We start from the raw sequence: 26,281 nt of genomic DNA on the forward strand, positions 1-26,281 counted from the left end.
GAATTCGGTGCGTCGTCGTTGCACTGACGGGACCGTTTGTGCATCCGCGACGCCGTTCCGGGGCCCCGCCCCCACCCACCCCGGCCCCGCCCCCGGGAAGGCCGAGGTGGGCCGGGGACGGCCGGGGCGGGGGCCCGGAAGGGCGGGGCGGCCCCGTCGTCAGATGCGGGCCGTGAAGGCCTTCGTGGCCTCGTGAACGTCCTCGGTGGTCCACAGGAGACCGGGCCCGGTGATCTGGACCTCCGTCATCGACACACCCGGAACCGCCGTCGGGGACCACCTCCGGAACAGGACCGTGCCCGTCTCCTCCGCCAGGCGGACCCCCGCCTCCGTCAGCCGGTCGGCCCCGTACGGCAGCCACACCTGGAACTGATGCGTGTGCGGGACCTCCGGGTTGATCCGGAACCAGGGGACGGTGCCGTCGGCCAGCGCCCCGGCCAGCGCCGCCGCCACCTCGCGCGCCCGGTCCACGTACGACGGCAGGCGCGGCAGCTCCCGGTCCAGGCCGGCCAGCGCCGACAGGGCCTGCGGGAACTGGCGGAAGACCTGGCCGCCGTACCGGTGGCGCCAGACCTTCGCCTCCGCGACGAGCGACGAGGAGCCCGCCAGGGCCGCGCCGCTCAGGCCTCCGAGGGACTTGTAGAAGGACACGTACACGGAGTCCGCGAGTCCGGCGATCTCCGGCAGCGACCGTCCGAAGTGCACCGTCGACTCCCACAGCCGGGCCCCGTCGAAGTGGACCACCGCGTCCCGGTCGCGGGCCGCGTCGACCAGGGCCTCCAGCTCCTCCCAGGTGGGCAGGAGGAAGCCCGCGTCGCGCAGCGGGAGCTCCAGCGCCAGCGTGCCGAAGGGCTCGGCCAGGTCCGCGACCTCCTCGGCCGTGGGCTGGCGCGGGTCCGTCGTCGGGTGCACCGTCCGCAGGCCGGAGACCAGCGACAGCGCACCGCCCTCCCACAGCTCGGGATGGCTCATCGGGTGCAGTGCGACGACCGGGTTCCCGGTGCGTCCCGCCCAGCAGCGCAGCGCGATCTGCTGGGCCATCGTCCCCGTCGGGAAGAACGCCGCGTCCTCGGTGCCCAGCAGCTCGGCCACCCGCCGCTCCAGCCGGGTCACCACGCCGTCCCCGTACACGTCGGCCGGCTCGTCGGGATCCGGCACCTCCAGACCGGACAGCAGCTCGCCGACCGTCGCCTCCCGCAGGCTGCCGCCGAGCATCCGCTCGGCGTTCCGCCCCGCCGCCACCAGCCGCTTCGTCAGATCGTCGTCACCAGTCATGCCCCCGATCATCGCCGACCGGCCAACACGCCCAGGGGCTAGCATGGCGGCGTATCGTCCGGTACCCCCCGCGGACTGGAACGGAAGGCCCTCCCCGCGTGAATTCATCCCAGCAACCGCGCCCGGCCCGGCTCACCGTCGGCGTCGTCGGCGCCGGCCGGGTCGGCCCCGCGCTGGCCCGCGCACTCCAGCAGGCCGGACACCGGCCGGTCGCCGTCTCCGGCGTCTCCGACGCCTCCCGCCGGCGCGCGGCGCGGCTGCTGCCCGACGTACCGCTCGTACCGCCCGCGCAGGTGCTGGAGCTGGCCGACCTGGTGCTGCTGACCGTGCCCGACGACGCGCTGCCGTCGCTCGTCGAGGGGCTCGCCGAGACCGGCGCGGTCCGGCCCGGCCAGCTCCTCGTCCACACGTCCGGGCGGTACGGGACCGGCGTGCTGGACCCGGCGCGGCGTGCGGGCGCGCTGCCGCTGGCCCTGCACCCGGCGATGACCTTCACCGGCACCGAGGTCGACGTGCAGCGGCTCACCGGCTGCTCGTTCGGCGTCACGGCCCCCGAGGAGCTGCGGCTCGCGGCCGAGGCGCTGGTGATCGAGATGGGCGGGGAGCCCGAGTGGATCGCGGAGGAGAACCGTCCGCTCTACCACGCGGCCCTCGCCCTCGGCGCGAACCACCTGGTCACCCTGGTCGCCCAGGCCATGGAGCTGCTGCACAAGGCCGGGGTCGGGCACCCCGACCGGATGCTCGGCCCGCTGCTCGGCGCGGCCCTCGACAACGCCCTGCGCTCCGGGGATGCCGCGCTGACCGGCCCGGTGGCCCGCGGTGACGCCGGGACCGTCGCCGCGCACGTGTCGGAGCTGCGCAAGCACGCCCCCGGCACGGTCGCCGGGTACCTGGCGATGGCCCGCACCACCGCCGACCGGGCCCTCGCGCACGGCCTCCTGAAGCCCGAGCTCGCCGAGGACCTGCTCGGGGTGCTCGCCGACGGCGCGGACCACGTCAACGGCACCGAAGGGGACGACGGCCGGTGAACCACGACCTGCTGCTGATCGACACCGCGGAGGAGCTGTACAAGCTCCCGCGGACCGCCGAGGGCCCGCGGGCCGTCGTGATGACCATGGGCGCCCTCCACGAGGGACACGCCACCTTGATCCGCACAGCCCGCGAACAGGCCGGGCCCGCCGGCCAGGTCGTGGTCACCGTCTTCGTGAACCCGCTGCAGTTCGGGGCGAACGAGGACCTGGACCGCTACCCCCGCACCCTCGACGCCGACCTGGAGATCGCCCGGGCGGCCGGCGCCGACGCGGTGTTCGCCCCGGCGGTCGACGAGGTCTACCCCGGCGGCGCCCCGCAGGTGCGGGTCAGCGCCGGCCCGATGGGCGAGCGCCTCGAAGGGGCCACCCGGCCCGGCCACTTCGACGGCATGCTGACCGTCGTCGCCAAGCTGCTCCACCTCACCCGGCCCGACCTGGCCCTCTTCGGCCAGAAGGACGCGCAGCAACTGGCGCTGATCCGGCGGATGGTCACCGACCTGAACTTCCCCGCGAAGGTGGTCGGCGTGCCGACCGTCCGCGAGGAGGACGGGCTCGCGCTGTCGTCCCGCAACCGGTACCTGTCGGCGCAGGAGCGCCGCACGGCCCTGTCCCTGTCCCGCGCCCTGTTCGCCGGGCAGGACCGGCTCGCCGCGCAGGCCGCGCTGCGGGCCCGTGCCGAGGCCGCCCCGGCCAGCGACGAGCGGGCCACCGCCCTGGCGCGGCTCGGCGAGATCCGCTGCGCCGCCGACGCGCACGCCGTGTCCGCCGCGGGCACGGGCCTGCCGGACGCCGTACGGGCCGCCGCCCGGCACGTCCTGGAGGAGGCGGCCCGGCACGACCCGCCGCTGGTGCTGGACTACCTGGCGCTGGTGGACCCGCAGGACTTCACCGACGTCGGCCCCGACTTCACCGGGCAGGCCGTGCTGGCCGTCGCCGCGAAGGTGGGGACGACGCGGCTGATCGACAACATTCCATTGGAGTTCGGAGCACACACGTGAGCACCCCAGGCACAGGCACCGCCGGTACCGGCATACGGCTGCACGCCCCCGCCCCCGGCTGGGCCGTCGACGCCGACGTCGTGGTCGTCGGCTCCGGCGTCGCCGGCCTGACCGCCGCACTGCGCTGCGCCGCCGCGGGCCGCCGTACGGTCGTGGTCACCAAGGCCCGCCTCGACGACGGTTCCACGCGCTGGGCGCAGGGCGGGATCGCCGCGGCCCTCGGTGAGGGCGACACCCCGGGGCAGCACCTCGACGACACGCTGGTCGCGGGCGCCGGGCTGTGCGACGAGGACGCCGTCCGGCTGCTCGTCACCGAGGGGCCGGACGCCGTGCGCCGGCTCATGGCCACCGGCGCCGTGTTCGACACCTCCGCCGAGACCGGCGAGATCGAGCTGACCCGCGAGGGCGGCCACCACCGCCGCCGGATCGCGCACGCGGGCGGCGACGCCACCGGCGCCGAGATCTCCCGCGCGCTGGTCGAGGCCGTGCACGCGGCCGGCATAGAGACCGTCGAGAACGCCCTCGTACTGGACCTGCTCCAGGACGCCGAGGGCCGTACGGCCGGCGTCACCCTGCACGTCATGGGCGAGGGCCAGCACGACGGCGTCGGCGCCGTCCACGCGCCCGCCGTGATCCTGGCGACCGGTGGAATGGGCCAGGTCTTCTCGGCCACCACGAACCCGTCGGTGTCCACCGGCGACGGGGTGGCGCTGGCGCTGCGGGCCGGGGCCGAGGTCTCCGACCTGGAGTTCGTCCAGTTCCACCCGACCGTGCTGTTCCTGGGTCCGGACGCCGAGGGCCAGCAGCCGCTGGTGTCGGAGGCGGTCCGCGGCGAGGGCGCGTACCTGGTCGACGGGGACGGCGTCCGCTTCATGCAGGGGCAGCACGAGCTGGCCGAGCTGGCCCCGCGCGACATCGTCGCCAAGGGCATCACGCGCCGCATGCTGGAGCAGGGCGCGCAGCACATGTACCTGGACGCCCGGCACTTCGGCGCGCAGATGTGGGAGCAGCGCTTCCCGACGATCCTGGCCGCCTGCCGTGCGCACGGCATCGACCCGGTGACCGAGCCGATCCCGGTCGCGCCCGCCGCGCACTACGCCTCGGGCGGTGTGCGGACCGACCTGCACGGCCGGACCACCGTGCCCGGCCTGTACGCGTGCGGTGAGGTCGCCTGCACCGGTGTGCACGGCGCGAACCGGCTCGCCTCCAACTCCCTGCTGGAGGGGCTCGTCTTCGCCGAGCGGATCGCCGCCGACATCGCGGGCGCAGCGCCCGCCGGCAGCGGCCCGGGCATCCCGGTCCCCGCGACCGGTCCGCTCCAGCCCGCCGGGGCGCGGTACGAGATCCAGCGCATCATGACGGAGGGCGCGGGCGTGCTCCGCTCGGCCGAGTCCCTGCGCACGGCGGCCGCCGCCCTGGAGGACCTGTACGCGACCGCCCTCACGGCGCTGGAGACGGACGGCAAGACCGCCGTGCCCGGCACCGAGACCTGGGAGGCCACGAACCTGCTGTGCGTGGCCCGCGTGCTGGTCGCCGCCGCCCTGCGCCGCGAGGAGACCCGCGGCTGCCACTGGCGCGAGGACCACCCCGACCGGGACGACGCCGCCTGGCGCCGCCACCTCGTCGTCCGGCTGTCCGCCACCGAGAAGCGGGCCCTGGTCGTCACCCCCACCGACTCCGCGGGCTTTCCGTCCGTACAGCACCCCCTGAGCCAGGAGCAGTCATCGTGAGCACCCCCGAAACGCACGACCACGAGCACGAGCACGCGGAGCTGCAGCTCCTCGACGAGTCCGCGGGCGGCTGCGGCGACGGCTGCGGCTGCGGCGACGGCGAGGAGTCGGGGCTGGACCCGGCGCTGGCCCAGCTGCTGGCCGACGCGGGTCTGGACCCGATCGAGGTCGAGGACATCGCCCACATGGCGATCTCCGAGGACCTGGACGGCGGGGTCGACGTGACCACCGTGGCGACCGTCCCCGAGGACGCCGTCGCGCACGCCGACTTCACCGCCCGCGAGGCGGGCACGGTCGCCGGGCTGCGCGTCGCCGAGGCCGTCCTGTCCGTCGTCTGCGAGGACGAGTTCGAGGTCGAGCGGCACGTCGAGGACGGCGACCGGGTGCAGCCCGGCCAGGTGCTGCTGACGGTCAGGGCCCGCACCCGGGACCTGCTGACCGGTGAGCGCAGCGCGCTGAACCTGCTCTGCCTGATGTCGGGCATCGCGACGGCGACCCGCAGCTGGGCCGACGAGCTGGAGGGCACCAAGGCGAAGGTCCGCGACACCCGCAAGACCACGCCGGGCCTGCGCTCCCTGGAGAAGTACGCGGTGCGCTGCGGCGGCGGCGTCAACCACCGGATGTCGCTGTCGGACGCGGCGCTGGTGAAGGACAACCACGTGATCGCGGCGGGCGGTGTCGCGGAGGCGTTCAAGGCCGTCCGCGAGCAGTTCCCCGATCTGCCGATCGAGGTCGAGGTCGACACCCTGCACCAGGTCCGCGAGGCCCTGGACGCGGGCGCGGACCTGATCCTGCTGGACAACTTCACGCCGATCGAGACCGAGGAGGCGGTGGCCCTGGTCGCCGGCCGCGCGGTGCTGGAGTCCTCGGGCCGCCTCACGCTGGCCAACGCCCGCGCGTACGCGCAGACGGGCGTGGACTACCTGGCGGTCGGCGGGCTCACGCACTCCTCCCCGATCATGGACATCGGGCTGGACCTGCGCGAGGAGCGGTAATGCTGCTGACCATCGACGTCGGCAACACCCACACCGTGCTCGGCCTGTTCGACGGTGACGAGATCGTCGAGCACTGGCGCATCTCGACCGACCCGCGCCGCACGGCCGACGAGATGGCCGTGCTGATGCAGGGCCTGATGGGCATGCACCCGATGCTCGGCAGCGAGTTGGGCGACGGCATCCACGGCATCGCGATCTGCTCGACCGTCCCGTCGGTGCTGCACGAGCTGCGCGAGGTGACCCGCCGCTACTACGGCGACGTCCCCGCGGTGCTCGTGGAGCCCGGCATCAAGACGGGCGTGCCGATCCTGATGGACAACCCCAAGGAGGTCGGCGCGGACCGCATCATCAACGCGGTCGCCGCCGTCGAGCTCTACGGCGGTCCGGCGATCGTGGTCGACTTCGGTACGGCGACCACGTTCGACGCGGTGTCCGCGAAGGGCGAGTACGTGGGCGGGGTGATCTCCCCTGGCATCGAGATCTCGATGGAGGCCCTCGGCGTACGGGGCGCGCAGCTGCGCAAGATCGAGCTGGCGCGGCCGCGCAACGTGATCGGCAAGTCCACCGTCGAGGCGATGCAGTCGGGCGTGGTCTACGGCTTCGCGGGCCAGGTCGACGGGATCGTGAACCGGATGGCCCGCGAGCTGGCCGGTCCGGGCGGTGCGCCGGAGGACGTACGGGTCATCGCGACGGGCGGGCTCGCCCCGATCGTCCTCGGCGAGGCCTCGGTCATCGACGACCACGAGCCGTGGCTGACGCTGATCGGGCTGCGGCTGGTCTACGAGCGCAACGCGCCGAACTTCGACTGAGCCCGGCCGGGGCCGCAGCCGCGCCGCGGCTGCGGCCCCGCCCCTTTCACTCCGCGCCGTTCTGAAGACTCGGGTTCGACTTGATGAATTAGCTTGAGCCCAACTCGTCGACCGGCACAGGACGGCTCATATGGCCCGTGATACGGCGTACTTGAAGGTGGCGGACTCGCTGCGCGCCCGGATCCGGGCCGAGGAGTGGCCCGTCGGCGCCAAGCTGCCGTCGCGGGCCCGGTTCGCCGGGGAGTACGGCGTCGGGCAGAGCGTCACGCAGCGGGCGCTGGAGCTGTTGATCATCGAGGGGCTCCTGGAGGGCCGGGCCGGCTCGGGCACCTACGTGTGCGAGCCGCGCGAGCGGCTGCGCATGGTCCGCTCCCGGCGGCGCCGCCGGGCCGGACCCGGCGGTTCGGGCCTGACGTGGGAGGCGCACTCCACGGCCCGTACACCGGCACCCGAGCGGATCGCCGAACGGCTCGCCGTCCCGCCGGGCGACCCGTGCGTGCTCACCACGTACGAGTTCCTGGCCGAGGGCCGGCCGGTGGAGATCTGCGAGTCCTGGGAGCCGATGGCGGTCACGGACGGCACTCCGGTCGTCCTGCCGGAGGCGGGCCCGTTCAAGGGGGCCGGGGTCATCGAACGGATGCGCTCGATCGGTGTGCTCGTCGCCTCGGCGCTGGAGGTCCCCCGCCCGGCGCGGGCGAACCAACGGCAGGCCAATCTGCTCGGCATCAGCGTGGGCGACCTGATCACCGAGATCGAGCGGACGTACTACGCCACGGACGGGCGGGCGGTGGAGACCGCCGACATCGTGGTCGCCGACCGCCGCTCCGAGATCGCGTACGAGATCGACTTCCACCCCGAGGACCGCTGACCGGCCGGCATCAGGTTCCTCCGGCCGCGTGCCGGCGGCCTCCCGCGGCCAGCCTGCGCAGGGCCGCCCACCAGGGGTGCCGGGCGCCCTTTCCGTCGAGGACGGCCTGGAACTGCGCGTACGTACGGGCCGCGCGCAGCACGGCGATGTCGTCCCGGCCCGGCGGCGGGGGCATCGGGGTGCCCTGCTGCGAGGCGCGCCAGGTGTCGACGAGGTACTGCTCGATCGCTGTCATCCCTCCACCCTGGACCCGCTCGGGCCACCCCGCACGACGATTGACGCTCCTCGTCAATCGATCCGTGTCAGGCCTGGTCACAGCCCTCCGGCAGGTCAGAATGGGCCGATGAGCGTCACCATCGACATCGCCGGGCTCCCCGCGGAGCGCATCCGTTTCGCACCCTCTGCGCTCTCCGAGCTCTGCATGGCGCTGCACGCCCTGTCCCAGCCCGCTCACCACCCGGGCCTCGCCTCCTGGACCGCGGCCACCTCGGCCGCGCTGGACCCCTGCCTCGCGGACCGGCTGCTGGAGGGCGAGTTCATGTGGCGCAGCTCGTTCTCCGACATCTTCATGGCTTTCGCGGGCGTCCCCGGCGGCACCGGCCTGCCCGCCGCGACGCTGGCCGAGGAGCTCGACGTACTCGACCGGATCGACGACGAGCGGTTCGTGATGGCCGCCCTGGAGCACTGCTGGCTGGCTCTGTACAACGAGGGCGGCGGGCCCTCTCCGCTGACGAACCCGCAGGCCCGGGCCAAGGCGCTGGAGACCGCCGCCGCCCGCGGCCCGCGCCAGCTGGACTTCTCGCTGCGGCTGCTGGACGACACGGCCTCGGTGCGGGTGTGGCTGCGGCGCATGCTGGAGGACTGCGACGAGGCGTTCTTCGCGGAGACCTGGCGGCGGATCGAGCCGCAGCAGAGCGCCGACGCCCGGCACAAGACCGAGCTGCTGCGCCGCAGGGGGCTGGCGACGACGCTGCACGAGGTGTCGACGGCGCTGAGCGTCGACCAGGCCGCCACCACCATCACCGTCGACAAGATGGTCCACGGCTCGGCCACGGCGACCGATCCGGAGATAGGCCCCGGCCTGGTGTTCGTTCCGACGAACTTCGGCTGGCCCCACCTGCTGGTGCTGCACGCGCCCGGCTGGATGCCGGTGGTCCACTATCCGCTGCGCTCCCCCGAACTGCCCGAGCCGGGCTCGGTGGAGCTGCTCCAGCGGCGGATGGTGGCGCTGGCCCATCCGATGCGGATGATGCTGTGCCGGAGCCTGGCCCGGGCCCCGTACACGACGAGTGAGCTGGCGACCGTACACGGCATCACGGCGCCGGAGGTCTCGCGGCACCTGTCGGCGCTGAAGAAGGCCGGCCTGCTGCGCACCTGGCGCCGAGGACGTTACGTCCAGCACCAGTTGGATCTGGGCGTGGTGGCCCGGATCGGCTCGGAGTTCATCGAGGGCATCCTGCGCTGACGGCACCGATATGCGGAAGTCGCCCACCGGAATTCAGTGGAACCTCTGGCCAGACCGGCCTCATGGTCTATACCGTGCGTCCACCGCTCCCCCACGCACCGTGCACCTCTTCCGTCCGTCCGTGTGCCCGTCTGCCCGTACTTGTCGTGGAAGGATCTTCATGCCCTCACGTCGTATAGCCGCAGCAACCGCCGTCCTGGCCGCCGCGGCCCTCGTCTCCCCGCTGGTGCTCGCCGGGCCGGCCGGTGCCACCGGCAGCCCGCAGAGCGATGCCGCCCGGGGCGACGCACTGGCCAGGAAGCTGGTCAAGGACTCGACCGGCAAAGGTGCCTACAACCACCTGAAGGTCTTCCAGGCCATCGCGGACTACAACAAGGGCACGCGCGTGGCCGGTTCCAAGGGCCACGTGCAGTCCGCGCAGTACGTCGAGGCCGTGATGCGGGCGGCCGGCTACGAGGTCTCGAAGAACGAGTTCGACTTCGTGTACGTCGAGACGATCGCGGAGACGCTGAAGGTGGGCGGCGCGGGCGGCCGCGACGTGCCGATCAAGCTGATGACGTACACGGCGAGCGGCCCGGAGGGCGGCGTCACGGCGCCGCTCGCCGTCGCCCCCGTGGACGCGGACGGTACCAACGGCTGCGAGCCGGGCGACTTCGCCGCGGGCGCCTTCACGGGGAAGATCGCGCTGGTCAAGCGCGGCGGCTGCACCTTCGCGGTCAAGCAGGCCAATGCGGCGGCGGCCGGCGCGGTCGGCGCGGTCATCTACAACAACACCGAGGGCGCCCTCAACGGGACCCTGGGCGCGGCGGACGCGGGCAAGGTCCCCACCGGCGGCGTCACCCGGGCCGAGGGCGAACGGCTGGCCGCCGAGGCGGCGGCCGGCCCGGTCGAGGTCACCCTCGACATCCGCGAGTTCAGGGAGAACCGCAAGACGTACAACGTCGTCGCGGAGACCCGGGGCGGGGACGAGGACAACACCGTCTTCCTCGGCGCCCACCTCGACTCGGTGTCGGCGGGCCCCGGCATCAACGACAACGGGTCCGGATCGGCCGGCATCCTCCAGGTCGCGCAGCGTCTGGCGAGCAGCCAGAACAAGATCAAGAACAAGGTCAGGTTCGCGTGGTGGTCGGCCGAGGAGTTCGGCCTGCTGGGCTCCGAGGCGTACGTGAACGGGCTGACGGACGCCCAGAAGAAGCAGATCAAGCTGTACTTGAACTTCGACATGATCGCCTCGCCGAACGCGGCGTACTTCGTCTACGACGGCGACGACTCCGACCACGTCGGCTCGGGCCCCGGCCCGGAGGGCTCGGCGCAGCTGGAGAAGGGCATCACCGACTTCCTCGACGCGCAGAACATCCCGCACGAGGGCTCGGACTTCACGGGCCGCTCGGACTACGGCCCGTTCATCGAGGCGGGCATCCCGTCGGGCGGTACGGACACGGGCGCCGAGGGCATCAAGACGGCGGCGCAGGCGGCGAAGTTCGGCGGTCAGGCCGGTGTCGCGTACGACGTGAACTACCACGGCAAGGGCGACGACATCACCAACATCGACCAGCGGGCGCTCGACATCAACGTCGACGTCATCGCGAACGCGGTCGGCCACTACGCGTTCGACCTGGCCCCGCTGTCACGGCCGGTCGCCTCGAAGCCGACGTCGGGCGCCGGCACGGGGGGCGGACTGCGCCCGGGCCACGACCACGAGCTCGCCCAGTAGTCCGGGCGCCGCTGCGGGGGCCGAGCCGGCACCCGCAGCGGGGCCGGTCAGGCCGGCCAGGAACGCACGCCGACCGGCTGGACCAGCCAGCCGAAGTCGCCGAGGCCGCCGCGCGCGGTGAGTTCCGCCGCCTCGCCGGCCGAGGCCAGTGCCCGGACGTAGGCCGCGGGGTCCGCCGACGCCATGGCCAGCGGGGGGCGGGTCCCCGCGACACCGAGCCGGTCCAGCGCCTCCCGCTGCGACACCAGCACCGCCCCGGGCCCCGCGCACGCGTCCAGCGCCACGTGGGCGGTCACGTCGCAGCTCCCGTCCGGGACGGGTGCCACCTCGCGGCCGCCCCGGAACCCGGTCAGGGTGCCGTACGGGGGCCTGGCGTCCCGGGTGTGGGCGTAGTCCACGGCCACCGCCAGGCCCCTCGACACCGAGCGCACGGCCGCGGCCCAGGCCTCGTCCCGGGCCCGCCCGATCTCGGCGCGGCCGGCCCCGGGCCACCACCGCTCCAGCCAGGCCCGGTCCGGGCCGTCCACCACCGGCCCGGGGCTCTCCGTACCGTCCGGGGCGACCAGCACGTAGCGGCCGTCCTCCGCGATCTCCAGGGGCACGTTGTCCAGCCACTCGTTGGCGAACAGCAGCCCCGTGGTCCCCTCGGGCGGCTCGGCGACCCACCGGATGCGCGGATCGAGCCCGTCCGGCCGCGCCGCCCGCTCCACCGCGTACGGCCGCACCCGCGCCGCGTCCTGCTCCGGGAGCGCGGCCAGCACCCCGGTCAGCAGCTCTCCGCGCCCGGCCCCGACGTCGACCAGGTCCAGCTCCCGCGGCCGGCCGAGCTCCGCGTCGACCCAGCGCAGCAGCCGGGCCACGGCTCCCGCGTACAGCGCCGAGGCGTGCACGGAGGTGCGGAAATGCCCGGCGGGCCCCGGTCCGCCCGGCCGCACGTAGAACCCGCCGGGTCCGTACAGCGCGGCCTCCATCGCCGCTCGCCACCGGACCGGAACCGGAACCGTGTCCGCGACTTCTCCCTGAGTCCTCATCCCCGAAAGGTTAAGCTCGCCCTCCACCTTGGGGAGTACGCCCCCGGCGCACGGATCGCACCTGTGGTTGACTCCAGCACCTATCTCCGTTGCCTACTCTGGGTTACGTGCAGCGCCTCTACGACTTCCTCCGCAGACACCCGACGGGCGTCGACAGCTTCTGGGCTGTCCTCCTGGTCGGACTCGGGCTGCTGCAAGTCGCCGAAGACAGTTTCAACAGCACCACCGCGCGCCTGATCGCCGTCCCCTCGGTGCTCGCCATGGGCGTCGTCGTGGCCCTGCGCCGCACGTGGACGGTGCCGATGTTCTGGCTCGCCGTCGGCACCGGCGTCTACAAGCTGATCACCCACACCGAGGCCATCAACTCCGACCTCGCGATGCTGATCATCCTGTACACGGTCGCGGCGTCGGCCGACGTCTCCCGGCGGATGTCCCGCATCGCGCTGGCCATCGGGCTCACCGCCTCCCCGCTCTACGCGCTGCGCTTCACGGTGGACAAGGGAGACTTCCGCGACAACCTCTTCTTCATGCTCTTCGCGGTCGTCCCGTTCGCCCTCGCCTGGGTGCTCGGCGACTCCCTGCGCACCCGCCGGGCCTACTACGCCCAGCTCGTCGAGCGCAACCAGCGCCTGGAGAAGGAGCGCGTGGCCCAGGCCCAGGTGGCCGTCGCCGCCGAGCGCGCCCGGATCGCCCGCGAGCTGCACGACGTCGTCGCGCACAACGTCTCCGTGATGGTCGTCCAGGCGGACGGCGCCGCGTACGTCATGGACGTGGCTCCGGACCAGGCCAAGGAGGCCCTGCAGACCATCTCCGGAACCGGCCGCCAAGCCCTGGCCGAGATGCGCCGGCTGCTCGGCGTCCTGCGCACCGGCGAGCCCCAGGAGGCCGAGGACTACGTGCCCCAGCCGGACGTCGAGCAGATCGAGGTCCTGGTCGAGCAGGTACGGGCGGCCGGTCTCGCGGTGGACTTCGCGGTCGAGGGGGCACCGCGCCGGCTGCCCAGCGGCGTCGAGCTCACCGCGTACCGGATCGTTCAGGAAGCCCTGACGAACACCCGCAAGCACGGCGGTCCGGACGCCACGGCGAGCGTCCGGCTGGTCTACTTCGACGACGGGCTCGGCCTGCTGGTCGAGGACGACGGCCGGGGCGCGGCCCACGAGCTGTACGAGGACGGCGGCGCCGACGGCGCCGGGCACGGGCTGATCGGCATGCGCGAGCGGATCGGCATGGTCGGCGGAACCCTGGACGCGGGCCCGCGTCCGGGCGGCGGCTTCCGGATCAGCGCACTGCTCCCGCTCAAGAAGAAATGACGACGAGGTCGAGGTAACTGATGTCCATCCGAGTGATGCTGGTCGACGACCAGGTGCTGCTGCGCACGGGTTTCCGGATGGTGCTCGCCGCCCAGCCGGACATGGAGGTCGTCGCCGAGGCCGGCGACGGCCTGGAGGCGCTGGAGGTGCTGCGGTCCACGAAGGTGGACGTGGTGCTGATGGACGTCCGCATGCCGAAGCTCGACGGGGTCGAGGCCACGCGCCGGATCTGCGAGCGGGACGAGCACCCCGACGTGATCATCCTGACCACGTTCGACCTGGACGAGTACGCCTTCTCGGGCCTGAAGGCGGGCGCGAGCGGTTTCATGCTGAAGGACGTGCCGCCGGCGGAGCTGCTGGCCGCGATCCGCTCGGTGCACAGCGGCGACGCGGTGGTGGCCCCGTCCACGACCCGGCGTCTGCTGGACCGCTTCGCGCCGATGCTGCCGACGAACACGCAGGAGCCGCAGAACAAGGAGGTCGAGCGGCTGACGGAGCGCGAGCGCGAGGTCATGCTGCTGGTCGCCCAGGGGCTGTCGAACGGCGAGATCGCCGGCCGCCTGGTCCTGTCAGAGGCCACCGTGAAGACGCACGTCGGCCGCATCCTGACCAAGCTGAACCTGCGCGACCGCGTCCAGGTGGTCGTCCTCGCGTACGAGACGGGCCTGGTGCGCGCCGGCGGCGCGTGACCGGCCCCGCACCCGCCCCGGCCCGGCCGCCCGTCAGGTCATCCAGCGGTCCGGGCGGGCGTCCGCGCGGGAGGTGCGGGAGCGGGCCGCCTGGGCGTCCAGCAGGGCGGCGGCCCCGTCCGCCGACCGCAGGCGGGCCGTGACCGTGCCGTCGGCCCCCGTGTCCACGTGGACGTCGGCGACGCCCCGGGCCCGCTCCCACGGGCCCTGCGTGAGCCGGACGCTCTGCACCTTGGCGTGCGGGACGATCTCCGTACGGCGGCACAGCAGCCCCTTGCGGGCGGCGAACACCTCCGGGGAGACGGCCAGGGCGTAGCCCCTCCACCACAGCGGCACCACCCACCGCGACCCGCTCTTCGGGGACCGGTCGAAGACCAGGGCGGCCAGGTCCACGCCGGGCAGCACCCGTGAGACGAGCGCCTCGGCGGCGGCCCGCGAGGCCACCGGGACCAGCACCCCGTTCTTCGAGCCGGCCACGGCCAGCTCCACCCGCACCCAGCCCCGGCGCCGCCACAGCAGCGGCTCGACGATCCGGACGGTCTGCACCCGGCCCGGCGGCACGGTCTCGTGGGCCCGGTCCAGCAGCCCGTGGTCGAGGCGCAGCCCGTCCGGGGACTCGGCGACCCGCCAGTCGAACTCGGTGAGGAAACGGCCGGCCGTACCCGACCAGACCCCGCCCAGCATGGGCAGCAGGGTCGCGATCGTCGCCCAGGGGTTGCCGCTGAACCACCACACGGCGACGGGGGCGATCAGCCCGGCGGCGAGCGCCGCCCACGCCGAGAGGGTGAGCAGCAGCGACACCACCAGATCGGCGGGCCGCACGCGCAGCAGCTCCCGCTGCGGCGCCTCGCCGAGCATGACGGCCTCGGCGGGGGCGAACCCGGCCGCCCGGGCCAGCAGCTCGGCGCGCAGCGCGACGGCGTCGCGCTCGTCCAGGAAGGCCAGCTCGTCCTTGTCCTCGGTGCCGATCACGTCGATCCGCAGCTTGGCGACCCCGGCCACCCGGGCCAGCAGCGGCCGGGTCACGTCGATCGCCTGGATCCGGTCGAGCCGGATGTGCGCGGTGCGCCGGAAGAACAGCCCGCTGCGGATGCGCAGCTCCGTGTCGGTCACCGCGTAGTGGGTGAACCACCAGCTCAGGAATCCGTACACGCCGAACACCACGACCAGGCCTGCCAGGGCGAGGGTCCGCAGGGTCACGGACAGCGCGCTCACCCACTGCTCGACCTCGTCGCCCTGCTTGACGACGACGCCGACGGTCGCGGCGATCGGCACCCAGGCCCGGCGCAGCGGCGTGAGCAGGTGCAGCCGCCGCTCGGCGCCCGGCAGGGCCGCGGCACCGGTGCCGGTGCCGGCTTCGGATTCGGCTGTCGCCCCGGCTCCGGGCGTCGCCCCGGCTCCGGCTCCGGACTCGGCGGTCACAGGCCCGCCGACCTTGCCTCGCCGAGCTCCGTCAGCCGGTCCCGCAGCCGCTCCGCCTCGGCCGGGACCAGCCCCGGGATCTTGGCGTCCGAGGCCGCGGCCGCCGTGTGCAGCTGTACGGAGGCCAGCCCGAAGCGCCGCTCCAGCGGCCCCGAGGTCACCTCGACCAGCTGCATCCGCCCGTACGGGACCACGGTCTGCTCCCGCCACAGCACCCCGCGACTGATCAGCAGGTCGTCCGCGCGCTCGGCGTAGCGCCAGGACCGCCAGTTGCGGCCGAGCAACACCCAGCCCCAGGCCAGCAGCACGAGCCAGAACGCCCCCGCGGCCGCCCAGGCCGGGCCGGCCGTCAGCCCCAGCAGCAACGCCGTCCCCGCGGCGAGCGGCACCGTCCAGATCACCAGCAGCAGCCGCCGCAGGGTGAGCAGCCCGCCCGGCAGCCCCACCCATTCGGGCCGGCTCGTCCCACCCGTCGTCCCCGTTTCCATGGGTTCAGAGTAGGGCTGCGACAATGCGGCCATGACGGAGACCACGGTCGGCATCGGCGGTGCGGCGGAGAGCACCGACATGGTGCTCAACATCGGACCCCAGCACCCTTCCACCCACGGCGTGCTGCGCCTGCGGCTCGTCCTGGACGGCGAGCGGATCCTCAGCGCCGAACCGGTCGTCGGCTACATGCACCGCGGCGCCGAGAAGCTCTTCGAGGCGCGCGACTACCGGCAGATCGTGATGCTCGCGAACCGCCACGACTGGCTGTCCGCGTTCTCCAACGAGCTCGGCGTGGTCATGGCCGTCGAGCGGATGCTCGGCATGGAGGTCCCCGAGCGGGCCGTGTGGATGCGGACCCTGCTCGCCGAGCTGAACCGGGTGCTGAACCACCTGATGTTCCTCGGGTCCTACCCCCTGGAACTGGGCGGGATCACCCCGATCTTCCATGCGTTCCGCGAGCGCGAGGAGCTCCAGGCCGTCATGGAGGAGATCTCCGGCGGCCGCATGCACTACATGTTCAACCGCGTCGGCGGCCTCAAGGAGGACCTCCCGGCCGGCTGGCTCGGCCGCGCGCGCGCCGCGATCGCCGACGTCCGCACCCGCATGGACGTCTACGACAAGCTGGTCCACGGCAACGAGATCTTCCGCGGCCGCACCCGCGGGGTGGGCGTGCTGTCCGCCGGGGCGGTGCACGCGTACGGGGTCTCCGGGCCCATCGCCCGGGCCTCCGGCGTCGACTTCGACCTGCGCCGCGACGAGCCGTACCTGGCGTACGGGGAGCTCCAGGACGTCCTGAGGGTGGTCACGCGCACCGAGGGCGACTGCCTGGCCCGCTTCGAGTGCCTGCTCGACCAGACCCACAACGCGCTCGACCTGGCCGTGGCCTGCCTGGACCGGATGGCCGAGCTGCCGCCCGGGCCGATCAACCAGCGCCTCCCGAAGGTGCTGAAGGCGCCCGAGGGGGCCACGTACGCCTGGACCGAGAACCCGCTCGGCATCAACGGCTACTACCTCGTCTCCAAGGGCGAGAAGACCCCGTACCGGCTGAAGCTGCGCTCCGCCTCGTACAACAACATCCAGTCGCTGTCGGTGCTGCTGCCCGGGCAGCTGGTCGCGGACATGGTGGCGATCCTGGGCTCGCTGTTCTTCGTCGTGGGCGATATCGACAAGTGACAAGTCGCGGGAACTCCCGCGATTCCGCCGGGGGTTTGTGCCTAGGCTGCGGGGATGACCCCAGGCACGTACGACGGCTACCTCCGGCGGCTCGGCTTCCCGCGGCCGCCGCGGCCCACCGCTGAGGCCCTCTTCGCGCTCCAGCGCGCCCATCTCGAACGCATTCCGTACGAGAACCTCGACATCCAGCTCGGCCGTCCGCCCGGCATCGACCCCGAGCTGTCCGTACGCCGCTTCGCCGCCGGGCGGGGCGGGTACTGCTTCCACCTCAACGGCGCCTTCGCGCAGCTCCTGGAGCACCTCGGTTTCGCGGTGACCCGGCACTCGGGCGGCGTCCTCGGCGCGGCGGACCGAGACCGCCGCGACGTCAGCGGCGACCATCTGGCCCTGACGGTCCGGGTCGACGGCGAGGAGTACTTCGTCGACGCCGGGCTCGGCGACGGCCCGTACGAACCGCTGCCGCTGCGCGCGGGAACGCACCGGCAGGGCGGGTTCACGTACGAGCTGGGCCCGCTGGAGGGGGACGCGCCCGGCTGGAGGTACGTCAACGAGGCGGCTCCCTGCCCGGTGGTGAACATCCTCTCGGCGCCCGCGACGACGGCCGACTTCGAGACCACGCACGTGCGGCTGTCGACCGCGCCGGACTCGGGCTTCGTACGGACCCTCGCGCTGCTGCGGCGCGACGCCGAGGGCGTCGACGTGCTGCGCGGCCGGGTGCTGAGCCGGATCGACCCGGTGAAGGGGACGACCGAGCGGGTCCTGGAGACGCCCGGGGAGTTCTGGGCGGTGGTGGGCGGGCTCTTCGAGCGGGAGCTCGACGATCTGACGCCGCAGGACCGGGCGGGGCTGTGGGACCGGGTCTGCGCGGCCCACGCGGTGTGGCTGGCCGGCCGGGCGGAGCCGGTGGGGACGTCCGGGAGCTGACGCCGGAGGCGGGGCGGCGCGGGCGAGGCGAGGCGGTGCGGGGCGAGGCGGGGCAGGGCGGAGCGGTGCCGATGTCGGTGCGGGAAGGCACACTTGGGGCATGTCCCACTCCCCCCGACGGGCCTGTCCCGCATGCGGGCGCGACTGCGCCGTGACCGCCGGCCGGATCGCCCGGCACGACCCGCCCGCCGGGCGGGGCCGCGGCGACCTGGTGTCCTGCCCGGGATCCCGGGCGCGGGTGGTGCTCGGGGCGTCGGCGCCCACACTGGACGGGTTCGTCCTGTCCGAACTGCCGGGACAGCTACCGCTGTTCTGAGCCCGACCACGACCCGGCCGCGGGTGCCGGGGGACGGCCCTCAGGAGATGGCGGTGCGCAGCCGGACGACGTCGATCGGCTCGGTCTCGTCGTGGGCCGTCAGGTCGATGACCTGGCCCACCGCGCGCTGTTCGGGGGTGACGGGCTTGAAGCCCTGCTCCTTGGCCGGCTGCTCGGCGCCGGCCTGGGCCGACTCCGCCTCGTGCACCGCGAGGGCCTCCGCACCGACCACGTCGGCCAGGTCCTCGTTCTGCACGGACTCGATCGCCGCGCGGGCCTGGGCGGCGTTCTTGGTGCCGAAGAAGTCGAAACCGCCCTCGACGCGGGACGCCGAGCGGCGCGCGGCCGAGTACGGTGCGACCGCCGCGGCGGGCCGGCGCGCCGGGACCGCCGCCGGGGCGTGCGCGCCGGAGCCCGTGCGGGCGTGCGGGTCACCGGCCGGTGCCCCGGACTCCAGCGCCCTGGCCCCGGCGCCCTTGCCCTCCAGCATCTTCGGCCGGGCCGGCTGCGTCTCCGCCTTGCGGACGAGGGCCGCCATGGCCGCATGGGCCCGGGCGTAGCCGACGCTGGTCGGCGCGCCGCTCGACGTGCGCTCCTCGGACACCGGCGGGAGCTCCTTCGCCGCCGCCGGGGCCGCGGAGGCCTCGATGGCGAGCAGCCGGCGGCCCTCCAGTGCGCTGGCCCGTTCGGTCTCGGCGGTCGCGTACCGGCGCAGCAGGGCGGCGTGTTCGCCGCGCAGGCCCGCGAGTTCGACCCGCTTGGCCCGCAGCTTCGCGTCGAGCTTGGCGCGCAGGGCCCGGGCCTCTTCGAGGTCGGACTCCAGCTCGGCTATCCGCTCTTCGGTCTTCCACTCGTCCTTGACGCGTTCGCGGGCGAGCTCGGCGACGCGGCGCCCGGCCGCGCGGTCCCAGGCGCGCATGACGACGGCGCCCGCCACCCCCGCGCCCGCCGCGAGGGCCACGAGCAATCGCAGGGGCACGGGTTCCGCGAGCAGCCAGGCCGCGGCCGCACTGGCGACGGAGACTCCGGCCACGGTCGTCGGCGTGAGCAGCCGGTGCAGGGGTTCGGGATTGCGGTGGCGTCCACGGGGCATGGCCTGAAATTTACAGGGCGTGGGGGTCGAGTGGGGTAACTGCCCGGCAATCTGTGGCCGGGCAGTTACCCGTCATTTCTCCATCAAACCCGCCACTACTCCCGTAACTGCTCCTACTTCGTCAGGCCCTTCGCCTTCAGATAGGCCTTCGCGACGTCCGCCGGCTTCTCCCGCCGGGCGTCCACCTGCTTGTTCAGCTCGACGAGGTCGGTGGTCGTGAGGACCTTGGTCAGCTTGTCGAGGGCGGCCGCGATCTCCGGGGACCCGGCGTCCTTGGCGTTGACCACCGGCAGGACGTTGTCGGCGTTCTGGAGCTTCTTGTCGTCCTCCAGCAGGACCAGGCCGAAGGTGTCGAGGGTGGCGTCCGTGGTGGTGGTGAGCACCAGCTGGTCCACGCCGTCCTTGACCGCCTGCTTGGCCTGCGGGGTGCCGACGCCCTTCGGGTCAATACCGGAAATGTCGATTCCGTACGTCTTCTTCAAGCCCGGTGCGCAGAAGGGCCGTACGGTGCATTCGTCGCCCGCCGCGATCTTCACCTTCAGCCCCGACCTGCCGAGATCGGAAAGGGTCTTCAGGTTGTTCTTCTGCGCGAATTCCTTCGACACCGCGAACGCGTTCTGGTCGACCGCCGGGCCCGCCGGGAGCGCCTTCAGGCCGAGCGGGCCGGCCAGCCGGTCCAGACCGGCCACCGTCGCCGCCACGTCGCTCGACGCGACCGGCTTCTCCTCGGGCGCCTTCGGCCCGTTCACCTTGGCGTTGAGGAACTCCGCGAGGGTGGCCGCGTACTCGGGGACGACGTCGATCTCGCCCTTCTCCAGCGAGGGTTCGTACAGCTCGCGGTTGTTCACCGTGGTGACCGACGTGCCGTAGCCGGCGTCCGCCAGCACCTGCGCGTACAGCTCCGCCAGGACGCTGGACTCGGTGAACCCGGCCGCGCCGATCACGATCTTGCCCTTGCCGGAACCGGAGCCGGGGTCCGAGGGGGCGGAGGCGCCCGCCCCGGAGTCCTTGCTCTTCTCCAGGCTGTCGCCGCCGCACGCTGCGAGCGAGACGGTCAGGGCCGCCGCCCCCAGTACGGCGCCGAGGACACGCGTGGACTTGCTCATCTGTTGCTCCTCCAAGGGAGTGGGAACGACCAACGACAGGGGAGGGCGGGCGCGGCGGTCGCCGCCGGGGTCAGCGCGCCGCAGGACGCGGGAACAGCCGGCCCGCGGCCACCAGGACCCCCTCGACCAGCAGGGCCAACGCCGCCACCAGCAGGGCCCCCGCGAAGACCTGCGGCGTGTTGTACGTGTTGAAGCCGGCGGTGATGATCCGGCCGAGGCCGCCCTGGCCGACCATGGCCGCGATCGTGGCGGTGGCGATGACCTGGACGGCGCCCGAGCGCAGCCCCGTCATCACCAGGTCCCGTGCGAGCGGCAGCTCCACCCGCCAGAACAGCTGCCCTCCGGACATGCCCATGCCCCGGGCGGCCTCCACCACCGCGCGGTCCACCTCGCGCATGCCGACGTACGCGTTGGTCAGCAGCGGCGGCACGGCGAAGAGCACGAGCGCGGCGATGGTGGGCAGATAGCCCGCGTTGCGCAGGGGCGAGACCATGAACAGCGCCAGCACGGCGAAGACCGGGACCGCCCGGCCGATGTTGGAGACGTTGACGGCGAGCGCCCCGCCCCTGCCGATGTGGCCGAGCCACAGGCCGAGCGGGAGGGCCAGCGCGCAGGCGACGGCGAGGGCGATCCCGCTGACGTAGACGTGCTCGCCGAGCCGGTGCCACACCCCGTTCTCGCCGGACCAGTTGGCCCCGGTAGACAGCCAGTCCCAGGCCTGTCCCAAGACGTCCATCCGCTCAGACCCCCTTCGTGGTCGGAGCGGGCGCGGGCGGCGTCGGCCGCAGCCGCGGCGCGCGTGGTGCCCGCGTCGCCCGCGTCCACGGTGTGAGCAGCCGCTGTACGCCGAGCAGCAGCAGGTCCGCCACCAGCGCGAGCAGGACGCACAGCACGGACGCGGTGAGCACCTGTGCCTTGAAGGAGCTGTTGACCGCCGGGGCGATCAGGTTGCCGAGACCGCCCTTGCCGACGATGGAGCCGACGGTGGTCAGCGCCACCGTGGACACGGTGGCGATCCGCACCCCGGCGAGCAGGGCGGGCAGCGCCAGCGGCAGTTCGACCTGCCACAGCAGCCGCGCCGGGCCGTAGCCCATGCCGCGCGCGGCCTCCCGCACCTCCTCGGGGACGGCCTCCAGGCCGGCCATCGCATTGCGGACCAGGATCGTCAGCGAGTACAGCACCAGGCCGGTCACCACGAGGGCGGCCGAGAGCCCGAACAGCGGCAGCAGCAGGGAGAACATGGCGAGCGAGGGAACGGTGTAGAGCAGGGTGGTCAGGCCCAGCACGGGCGCGGCCCAGCGTCGGCCGCGGCGGGCCAGCAGGGCCAGCGGGAGGGAGACGGCGAGGCCGATAAGCACCGAGACGCCGGTGATCCACACGTGCTGGAGCGTGGCGTCGGTGAGCTCCTGGGAGCGGGACGTGACGTAGTCCCAGCAGACCCAGTCGTTCGCCACCAGGCAGTTCTGCCCGGCCATGCGCTCACCCCCCACCGTCGTCGCGTACATCCATTCGAGAATGGCGCAGTCAGGAGCGACCCTAACCCCCGGCACCGACGATGGCCGGAATCCTTCGCACGAGGGTCATACTCCCGTCACAAATTCCGGAGCACGGGTGGGGGAGGATGGCCGGGTGATCCGATTCGAGCATGTGACCAAGCGCTACCCCGACGGGACGACGGCCGTCGAGGACCTGTCCTTCGAGGTGGCGGAAGGCGAACTGGTCACCCTCGTGGGCCCGTCCGGCTGCGGCAAGACGACCACGATGAAGATGGTCAACCGGCTCATCGAGCCGACCTCCGGCCGGATCCTGCTCGGTGGCGAGGACATCGCGAGCGCCGACCCGGTCGAGCTGCGCCGGCGCATCGGGTACGTCATCCAGCAGGTCGGGCTGTTCCCGCACAAGACCGTGCTGGAGAACACCGCGACCGTGCCGCAGCTGGTCGGCACCCCCAAGGCCAAGGCGCGCGCCCGGGCGGCCGAGCTCCTCGACCTGGTGGGGCTGGACCCGGCCGTGTACGGGGGCCGGTACCCGGAGCAGCTGTCCGGCGGGCAGCGCCAGCGCGTCGGCGTCGCCCGCGCGCTGGCGGCCGATCCGCCGGTGCTGCTGATGGACGAGCCGTTCGGGGCGGTGGACCCGGTGGTCCGCGAACGCCTCCAGAACGAGTTCCTGGCGCTCCAGAAGACGGTGCGCAAGACGATCCTGCTGGTCACGCACGACTTGGAGGAGGCGATCCGGCTCGGCGACCGCATAGCCGTCTACGGCGAGGGCACCATCGAGCAGTTCGACCGCCCGGCGGCGGTGCTGGGCGCGCCGGCCACCGAGTACGTGGCCTCCTTCGTCGGCGCGGACCGCGGCCTGAAGCGGCTCGCGGTCACCCCCGTCGAGCGGGCCGACCTGACGGCGGCCGACGGGGCGCCGGCGGCGGCCGGGACGGTGGCGCTGGGGGCGAGCCTGCGCGAGGCCCTGGCCGCGCTGCTCCAGGAGGACTCGGGCCGGATCGGGGTCACGGACCCGGACACGGGCGCGCTGGCCGGCGTACTGACCCCGGAGGGCGTCCACCGGGCGCTGCGCCGGGCGCGGTTGCAGGAGACGTAGGGCCCGGCCGGGCGGCACGGCGCGGCGGCACGGGCCCGGAACGACGTGTGACCGGCCTCCTCGGGCCGGTCACGGTCATGCTGGCGGGCCGTCCCGCCGGGGGTCAGGCCTGGATGCGGTTGCTCATCCACACCAGCATCGGCGGGATCTCGCGGCGCCAGGTGTTGAAGTTGTGGCCGCCGCTGTCGAGGATGATCGAGGAGACCCGGTCCGGGCCCTTGACCAGCTTGATGAACTTCTTGGTGTCGTCCAGGTTCGGCTCGCCCTGCTCGCTGCTGGTGACCAGGAAGGACGTGCCGGACGGCTTCTTGTTCTCGATGCTGTGCAGGACGTCCGCGCGCTTCTTCAGCTTGTCGTCGCCCGCGAACAGGTTGCCGGTCGTCGCGTCGTTCGCCGCGTCGTAGTACGCGGACAGACCCGCGGCGGCGCCGAAGGTCTGCGGGTAGTGCGCGGCGATCTTCAGGGCGCAGTAGCCGCCCGTCGAGTTGCCGATGAAGCCCATGTTCTGCGGCTTCTTGCCGACCCGGAAGGTGTCCTGGATGGCCTGCGGCAGGTCCTGGCCGAAGAACGTCTCGGTCTGGGGGCCGCCCGGTATGTCCACGCACTCGGTGTCACGCGGCGGTGCGATCGTCGGGCGCAGCATCACCAGGATCATCGGCTTCATCTTGCCCGCCTTGGCCTGCTTGAAGGCCGTCATCGGGTAGTTCAGCCCTTTGATCAGGTTCTCGGCGGTGCCCGGGTAGCCGGTCAGCACGATCGAGGCCGGGAAGTTCTGCTCCTTGTGCTGCGGCTGGAAGTACTCCGGCGGCAGCCACACGTACCCTGGGCTCGTTATTTTCGACTTCTGCCCGGTTATGGCAACCTTCAGGATCTGTCCGCCCACCTGGGGCTGGGCGCCGCCCGGCACGTCGAGCTTCTGCTTGTCGACGACCTTGATGTCCTTGCTGCTCATCGAGTGGTCCACGACCTTGCCGACAGAAGTCTGCTGGCCGAACAGGTCCGCCCACGAGCCGTAGAAGGAGAAGGACTTGTTCGCCGCCAGGCCGACGGCCGAGAACAGCGCCAGCTGGGTCGCGAGCAGGAGGCCGACCCGGCCGAGCAGCGCACGCCAGGTGCGGCCCGAGAGCCGGGGCCACCACCACACCGTGGCCGCGAACAGCAGCACACCGGCGATGATGGCCAGCGCCAGAACCGTATTACTGGTGAGACCCATGAGCAGTCAGTCGACTTTCTGATGGCAGGACTAGTTTTTCTCGGCGGAAGAGTGAACCCGCTCGGCCCCGATGTCGTCCTAGTGGACGCACCACACTCCGGAGGCTGTCGCGGCCTTCGGCCACATGATCTCTCGCGGAGCAACGGGAAGCGATGTCTAGCAGGATAGATGGCGATAAGTCGGGACAGGTTCCGAAGCAGGTCCGCCGAATCTTCCGCGGGCCCCGACCGGAGTCGGTGCCCGGGCTCGTAGGTACGGCCGTCATGATCGTCGGCCTTCTGGACATCGCGGCGGGCGTGTTCCCGCGGTTCCGGCACAGCCGGATCCACGCGGTCACCGAGGTGCTGCCCGGTTCGCTGGGCCCGTTCGCAGCCGCCCTCGCCATCAGCGCGGGCGTCCTGCTGCTCCTGCTCGCCCACGGCCTCAAGCGCCGCAAGCGCCGCGCCTGGCGGGCCGCCGTCGTGCTGCTCCCGGCCGGTGCCGTGGCGCAGTTCACGTACCGGCACTCCGTCATCAGCGTCGTCATCTCGGCGGTGCTCCTGGGACTCATCGTCCGTCACCAGGGTGAGTTCAAGGCCCTGCCGGACCCGCGCAGCCGCTGGAAGGCGCTCGCCAACTTCGTGCTGATGAGCGCCGGCTCCATCGGGCTCGGTCTGGTCATCGTCAACTCCCACCCGGGCCGTGTCGTCGGCCATCCGGGTGTTTACGAGCAGATCAGCCACGTCGTGTACGGCCTCTTCGGCATCGAGGGACCCGTCGACTACTCCGGCCGCGTCTCCTGGACCGTGGGCTACTCCCTCGGCGCCCTCGGCATGCTGACCGCGCTCACCACCATCTACCTGGCCTTCCGCCCCGAGCACCCGGCCGCCCGGCTCACCGCCGACGACGAGACCAAGCTGCGCGAGCTGCTCGCCAAGCACGGCGGCCGCGACTCCCTCGGCCACTTCGCGCTCCGCCGCGACAAGGCCGTCGTCTTCTCCCCGAGCGGCAAGGCCGCCGTCACCTACCGCGTCGTTTCCGGCGTGATGCTCGCCTCCGGCGACCCCATCGGCGACGTCGAGGCCTGGCCCGGCGCCATCGAGCGGTTCATGGAGGAGGCCAAGGCCCACTCCTGGACCCCGGCCGTCGTGGGCTGCAGCGAGACCGGCGGCGAGGTCTGGACCCGCGAGACCGGGCTGGACGCCCTGGAGCTCGGCGACGAGGCGATCGTCGACGTCAAAGACTTCTCCCTCTCCGGCCGCCCCATGCGCAACGTCCGCCAGATGGTGAAGCGCATCGAGCGCAACGGCTACACCACCAAGGTCCGCCGTGTCAGCGAGCTGACCGAGGAGGAGCTGGAGCAGGTGCGCGGCGCGGCCGTCGCCTGGCGCGGCACCGACACCGAGCGCGGCTTCTCCATGGCCCTGGGCCGGGTCGGCGAGGAGGGCGACGGCGACTGCTTCATCGCCACCGCGCACCGCGTGGAGGAGAACGACCCCAGCCCCTTCGGTGACCTCAAGGCCATCCAGCACTTCGTGCCGTGGGGCAAGGACGGCATGTCGCTGGAGATGATGCGCCGCGACCGCTCCGCCGACCCCGGCATGAACGAACTGCTGATCGTCGCCTCCCTGCAGCAGGCGCCCGACCTGGGCATCGAGAAGGTCTCCCTGAACTTCGCGATGTTCCGCGCGGCGCTGGCCCGCGGCGAGAAGATCGGCGCCGGCCCGGTCCTGCGCATGTGGCGCAGCCTGCTGGTCTTCCTCTCGCGCTGGTTCCAGATCGAGTCGCTCTACAAGTTCAACGAGAAGTTCCGCCCCCGCTGGGAGCCGCGCTTCATGGTCTACCGCACCAGCAGCGACCTGCCCCGCATCGGCTTCGCCGTGATGCAGGCCGAGGGCTTCGTGACGGTGGCCCTGCCCCGGCTGTTCGCCAGCCGTCGCCGTCCCAAGCCGGTGCGCACCTGCGCCCACAACCCCGTGGCGACCGCGGTCCCGGCGCAGCCGAAGCAGGACCGCGAGGTCCAGGTCGCCTGACCCCGGCCGCCGCCCCGGAGCCC

At 72.9% G+C, this 26,281-nt stretch carries 25 protein-coding genes; 15 read left to right on the top strand and 10 right to left on the bottom strand.

The features are described from left to right. Window positions 1-159 precede the first annotated feature (159 nt). Window positions 160-1,275, bottom strand: coding sequence for a threonine aldolase family protein (locus tag ACIPK4_RS06885; protein WP_402309773.1), 1,116 nt, complete (start codon window positions 1,273-1,275; stop codon window positions 160-162). 98 nt (window positions 1,276-1,373) lie between these two features. On the opposite strand from ACIPK4_RS06885, the gene ACIPK4_RS06890 reads away from it, so the two are divergent. The 6 genes from ACIPK4_RS06890 to ACIPK4_RS06915 all read left to right on the top strand — a co-directional run bounded on the left by ACIPK4_RS06890 (window position 1,374) and on the right by ACIPK4_RS06915 (window position 7,706). Beyond that, window positions 1,374-2,303, top strand: coding sequence for a Rossmann-like and DUF2520 domain-containing protein (locus ACIPK4_RS06890; protein WP_402309775.1), 930 nt, complete (start codon window positions 1,374-1,376; stop codon window positions 2,301-2,303). Then, window positions 2,300-3,304: a pantoate--beta-alanine ligase gene (gene panC / locus ACIPK4_RS06895; RefSeq protein ID WP_402309777.1), complete on the top strand. Its 1,005-nt coding sequence runs from the start codon at window positions 2,300-2,302 to the stop codon at window positions 3,302-3,304. Before ACIPK4_RS06890 ends, panC begins: the two co-directional genes overlap by 4 nt. Continuing rightward, window positions 3,301-5,034, top strand: coding sequence for an L-aspartate oxidase (locus tag ACIPK4_RS06900; RefSeq protein ID WP_054224238.1), 1,734 nt, complete (start codon window positions 3,301-3,303; stop codon window positions 5,032-5,034). The genes panC and ACIPK4_RS06900 overlap by 4 nt, the downstream gene beginning before the upstream one ends. A 41-nt stretch (window positions 5,035-5,075) precedes the next feature. Next, on the top strand, window positions 5,076-6,029 hold the full coding sequence (gene nadC, locus ACIPK4_RS06905; RefSeq protein ID WP_402310608.1) for a carboxylating nicotinate-nucleotide diphosphorylase: 954 nt from the start codon (window positions 5,076-5,078) through the stop codon (window positions 6,027-6,029). After that, window positions 6,029-6,838, top strand: coding sequence for a type III pantothenate kinase (locus ACIPK4_RS06910; protein WP_402309779.1), 810 nt, complete (start codon window positions 6,029-6,031; stop codon window positions 6,836-6,838). Before nadC ends, ACIPK4_RS06910 begins: the two co-directional genes overlap by 1 nt. A 130-nt stretch (window positions 6,839-6,968) precedes the next feature. Continuing rightward, window positions 6,969-7,706, top strand: coding sequence for a GntR family transcriptional regulator (locus ACIPK4_RS06915; protein ID WP_402309780.1), 738 nt, complete (start codon window positions 6,969-6,971; stop codon window positions 7,704-7,706). Between the two features lie 10 nt (window positions 7,707-7,716). Here the strand turns inward: ACIPK4_RS06915 and ACIPK4_RS06920 are convergent, their stop codons facing one another. Next, window positions 7,717-7,941: a hypothetical protein gene (locus ACIPK4_RS06920; RefSeq protein WP_402309782.1), complete on the bottom strand. Its 225-nt coding sequence runs from the start codon at window positions 7,939-7,941 to the stop codon at window positions 7,717-7,719. A gap of 108 nt (window positions 7,942-8,049) precedes the next feature. Between ACIPK4_RS06920 and ACIPK4_RS06925 the strand changes: the two genes are divergently transcribed. Together ACIPK4_RS06925 and ACIPK4_RS06930 are read left to right on the top strand one after the other, a co-directional pair. Beyond that, complete coding sequence (locus ACIPK4_RS06925; protein ID WP_402309784.1) at window positions 8,050-9,171, top strand: DUF5937 family protein; 1,122 nt, start codon at window positions 8,050-8,052, stop codon at window positions 9,169-9,171. A 160-nt stretch (window positions 9,172-9,331) separates the two neighbouring features. Continuing rightward, window positions 9,332-10,885 carry a M28 family metallopeptidase gene (locus tag ACIPK4_RS06930; protein WP_402309786.1) on the top strand — a complete coding sequence of 518 codons (1,554 nt, stop codon included), beginning with the start codon at window positions 9,332-9,334 and terminating at the stop codon, window positions 10,883-10,885. Between the two features lie 47 nt (window positions 10,886-10,932). Here the strand turns inward: ACIPK4_RS06930 and ACIPK4_RS06935 are convergent, their stop codons facing one another. Then, window positions 10,933-11,916, bottom strand: coding sequence for an SAM-dependent methyltransferase (locus tag ACIPK4_RS06935; protein WP_402309788.1), 984 nt, complete (start codon window positions 11,914-11,916; stop codon window positions 10,933-10,935). Window positions 11,917-12,023: 107 nt separating this feature from the next. Between ACIPK4_RS06935 and ACIPK4_RS06940 the strand changes: the two genes are divergently transcribed. Both ACIPK4_RS06940 and ACIPK4_RS06945 read left to right on the top strand, forming a co-directional pair. Continuing rightward, complete coding sequence (locus tag ACIPK4_RS06940; RefSeq protein WP_402309790.1) at window positions 12,024-13,226, top strand: sensor histidine kinase; 1,203 nt, start codon at window positions 12,024-12,026, stop codon at window positions 13,224-13,226. Window positions 13,227-13,246: 20 nt separating this feature from the next. Then, window positions 13,247-13,915, top strand: a complete 669-nt coding sequence (locus tag ACIPK4_RS06945) for a response regulator (RefSeq protein ID WP_376203152.1) — start codon at window positions 13,247-13,249, stop codon at window positions 13,913-13,915. 33 nt (window positions 13,916-13,948) lie between these two features. On the opposite strand, the gene ACIPK4_RS06950 is transcribed toward ACIPK4_RS06945, so the two are convergent. Both ACIPK4_RS06950 and ACIPK4_RS06955 read right to left on the bottom strand, forming a co-directional pair. Beyond that, window positions 13,949-15,337 (bottom strand): PH domain-containing protein, encoded by a 1,389-nt coding sequence (locus tag ACIPK4_RS06950; RefSeq protein ID WP_402309791.1) that lies wholly within the window; start codon window positions 15,335-15,337, stop codon window positions 13,949-13,951. After that, window positions 15,334-15,825: a PH domain-containing protein gene (locus ACIPK4_RS06955; RefSeq protein ID WP_054224248.1), complete on the bottom strand. Its 492-nt coding sequence runs from the start codon at window positions 15,823-15,825 to the stop codon at window positions 15,334-15,336. Before ACIPK4_RS06955 ends, ACIPK4_RS06950 begins: the two co-directional genes overlap by 4 nt. Before the next feature lie 31 nt (window positions 15,826-15,856). Between ACIPK4_RS06955 and ACIPK4_RS06960 the strand changes: the two genes are divergently transcribed. The 3 genes from ACIPK4_RS06960 to ACIPK4_RS06970 all read left to right on the top strand — a co-directional run bounded on the left by ACIPK4_RS06960 (window position 15,857) and on the right by ACIPK4_RS06970 (window position 18,239). Further along, window positions 15,857-16,999, top strand: coding sequence for an NADH-quinone oxidoreductase subunit D (locus ACIPK4_RS06960; RefSeq protein WP_402309792.1), 1,143 nt, complete (start codon window positions 15,857-15,859; stop codon window positions 16,997-16,999). 54 nt (window positions 17,000-17,053) lie between these two features. Beyond that, entirely contained in the window at window positions 17,054-17,923 is an 870-nt protein-coding gene (locus ACIPK4_RS06965; RefSeq protein WP_402309793.1) for an arylamine N-acetyltransferase, read from the top strand. Window positions 17,924-18,023: 100 nt separating this feature from the next. Continuing rightward, on the top strand, window positions 18,024-18,239 hold the full coding sequence (locus tag ACIPK4_RS06970; RefSeq protein WP_053787275.1) for a hypothetical protein: 216 nt from the start codon (window positions 18,024-18,026) through the stop codon (window positions 18,237-18,239). A gap of 40 nt (window positions 18,240-18,279) precedes the next feature. Here ACIPK4_RS06970 and ACIPK4_RS06975 read toward each other — a convergent pair whose 3' ends face one another. The 4 genes from ACIPK4_RS06975 to ACIPK4_RS06990 form a co-directional block, all read right to left on the bottom strand. Then, window positions 18,280-19,332 (bottom strand): hypothetical protein, encoded by a 1,053-nt coding sequence (locus ACIPK4_RS06975; RefSeq protein WP_402309794.1) that lies wholly within the window; start codon window positions 19,330-19,332, stop codon window positions 18,280-18,282. A gap of 113 nt (window positions 19,333-19,445) precedes the next feature. Next, window positions 19,446-20,438: an ABC transporter substrate-binding protein gene (locus ACIPK4_RS06980; protein ID WP_402309795.1), complete on the bottom strand. Its 993-nt coding sequence runs from the start codon at window positions 20,436-20,438 to the stop codon at window positions 19,446-19,448. 70 nt (window positions 20,439-20,508) lie between these two features. Then, entirely contained in the window at window positions 20,509-21,174 is a 666-nt protein-coding gene (locus ACIPK4_RS06985) for an ABC transporter permease (RefSeq protein WP_402309797.1), read from the bottom strand. 4 nt (window positions 21,175-21,178) lie between these two features. Continuing rightward, on the bottom strand, window positions 21,179-21,913 hold the full coding sequence (locus tag ACIPK4_RS06990; RefSeq protein ID WP_402310610.1) for an ABC transporter permease: 735 nt from the start codon (window positions 21,911-21,913) through the stop codon (window positions 21,179-21,181). Window positions 21,914-22,067: 154 nt separating this feature from the next. Between ACIPK4_RS06990 and ACIPK4_RS06995 the strand changes: the two genes are divergently transcribed. Further along, window positions 22,068-23,033 (top strand): ABC transporter ATP-binding protein, encoded by a 966-nt coding sequence (locus ACIPK4_RS06995; protein WP_402309799.1) that lies wholly within the window; start codon window positions 22,068-22,070, stop codon window positions 23,031-23,033. A gap of 103 nt (window positions 23,034-23,136) precedes the next feature. On the opposite strand, the gene ACIPK4_RS07000 is transcribed toward ACIPK4_RS06995, so the two are convergent. Continuing rightward, window positions 23,137-24,246, bottom strand: coding sequence for an alpha/beta hydrolase (locus tag ACIPK4_RS07000; protein WP_402309800.1), 1,110 nt, complete (start codon window positions 24,244-24,246; stop codon window positions 23,137-23,139). A 152-nt stretch (window positions 24,247-24,398) separates the two neighbouring features. Here ACIPK4_RS07000 and ACIPK4_RS07005 point away from each other — a divergent pair, with 152 nt between their 5' ends. After that, entirely contained in the window at window positions 24,399-26,258 is a 1,860-nt protein-coding gene (locus ACIPK4_RS07005; RefSeq protein WP_376203127.1) for a phosphatidylglycerol lysyltransferase domain-containing protein, read from the top strand. Window positions 26,259-26,281 lie beyond the last annotated feature (23 nt).

Origin of the sequence: Streptomyces sp. NPDC086989 (genome assembly GCF_044745505.1) — a bacterium.
Classification (GTDB): domain Bacteria; phylum Actinomycetota; class Actinomycetes; order Streptomycetales; family Streptomycetaceae; genus Streptomyces.

Coding starts and splice junctions, on each gene's coding strand:
- ACIPK4_RS06885 (WP_402309773.1), bottom strand. CDS start 1,275: ATGACTGGTGACGACGATCTGACGAAGCGGCTGGTGGCGGCGGGGCGG.
- ACIPK4_RS06910 (WP_402309779.1), top strand. CDS start 6,029: ATGCTGCTGACCATCGACGTCGGCAACACCCACACCGTGCTCGGCCTG.
- ACIPK4_RS06915 (WP_402309780.1), top strand. CDS start 6,969: ATGGCCCGTGATACGGCGTACTTGAAGGTGGCGGACTCGCTGCGCGCC.
- ACIPK4_RS06920 (WP_402309782.1), bottom strand. CDS start 7,941: ATGACAGCGATCGAGCAGTACCTCGTCGACACCTGGCGCGCCTCGCAG.
- ACIPK4_RS06925 (WP_402309784.1), top strand. CDS start 8,050: ATGAGCGTCACCATCGACATCGCCGGGCTCCCCGCGGAGCGCATCCGT.
- ACIPK4_RS06930 (WP_402309786.1), top strand. CDS start 9,332: ATGCCCTCACGTCGTATAGCCGCAGCAACCGCCGTCCTGGCCGCCGCG.
- ACIPK4_RS06935 (WP_402309788.1), bottom strand. CDS start 11,916: ATGAGGACTCAGGGAGAAGTCGCGGACACGGTTCCGGTTCCGGTCCGG.
- ACIPK4_RS06945 (WP_376203152.1), top strand. CDS start 13,247: ATGTCCATCCGAGTGATGCTGGTCGACGACCAGGTGCTGCTGCGCACG.
- ACIPK4_RS06955 (WP_054224248.1), bottom strand. CDS start 15,825: ATGGAAACGGGGACGACGGGTGGGACGAGCCGGCCCGAATGGGTGGGG.
- ACIPK4_RS06960 (WP_402309792.1), top strand. CDS start 15,857: ATGACGGAGACCACGGTCGGCATCGGCGGTGCGGCGGAGAGCACCGAC.
- ACIPK4_RS06965 (WP_402309793.1), top strand. CDS start 17,054: ATGACCCCAGGCACGTACGACGGCTACCTCCGGCGGCTCGGCTTCCCG.
- ACIPK4_RS06970 (WP_053787275.1), top strand. CDS start 18,024: ATGTCCCACTCCCCCCGACGGGCCTGTCCCGCATGCGGGCGCGACTGC.
- ACIPK4_RS06975 (WP_402309794.1), bottom strand. CDS start 19,332: ATGCCCCGTGGACGCCACCGCAATCCCGAACCCCTGCACCGGCTGCTC.
- ACIPK4_RS06980 (WP_402309795.1), bottom strand. CDS start 20,438: ATGAGCAAGTCCACGCGTGTCCTCGGCGCCGTACTGGGGGCGGCGGCC.
- ACIPK4_RS06985 (WP_402309797.1), bottom strand. CDS start 21,174: ATGGACGTCTTGGGACAGGCCTGGGACTGGCTGTCTACCGGGGCCAAC.
- ACIPK4_RS06990 (WP_402310610.1), bottom strand. CDS start 21,913: ATGGCCGGGCAGAACTGCCTGGTGGCGAACGACTGGGTCTGCTGGGAC.
- ACIPK4_RS07000 (WP_402309800.1), bottom strand. CDS start 24,246: ATGGGTCTCACCAGTAATACGGTTCTGGCGCTGGCCATCATCGCCGGT.
- ACIPK4_RS07005 (WP_376203127.1), top strand. CDS start 24,399: ATGTCTAGCAGGATAGATGGCGATAAGTCGGGACAGGTTCCGAAGCAG.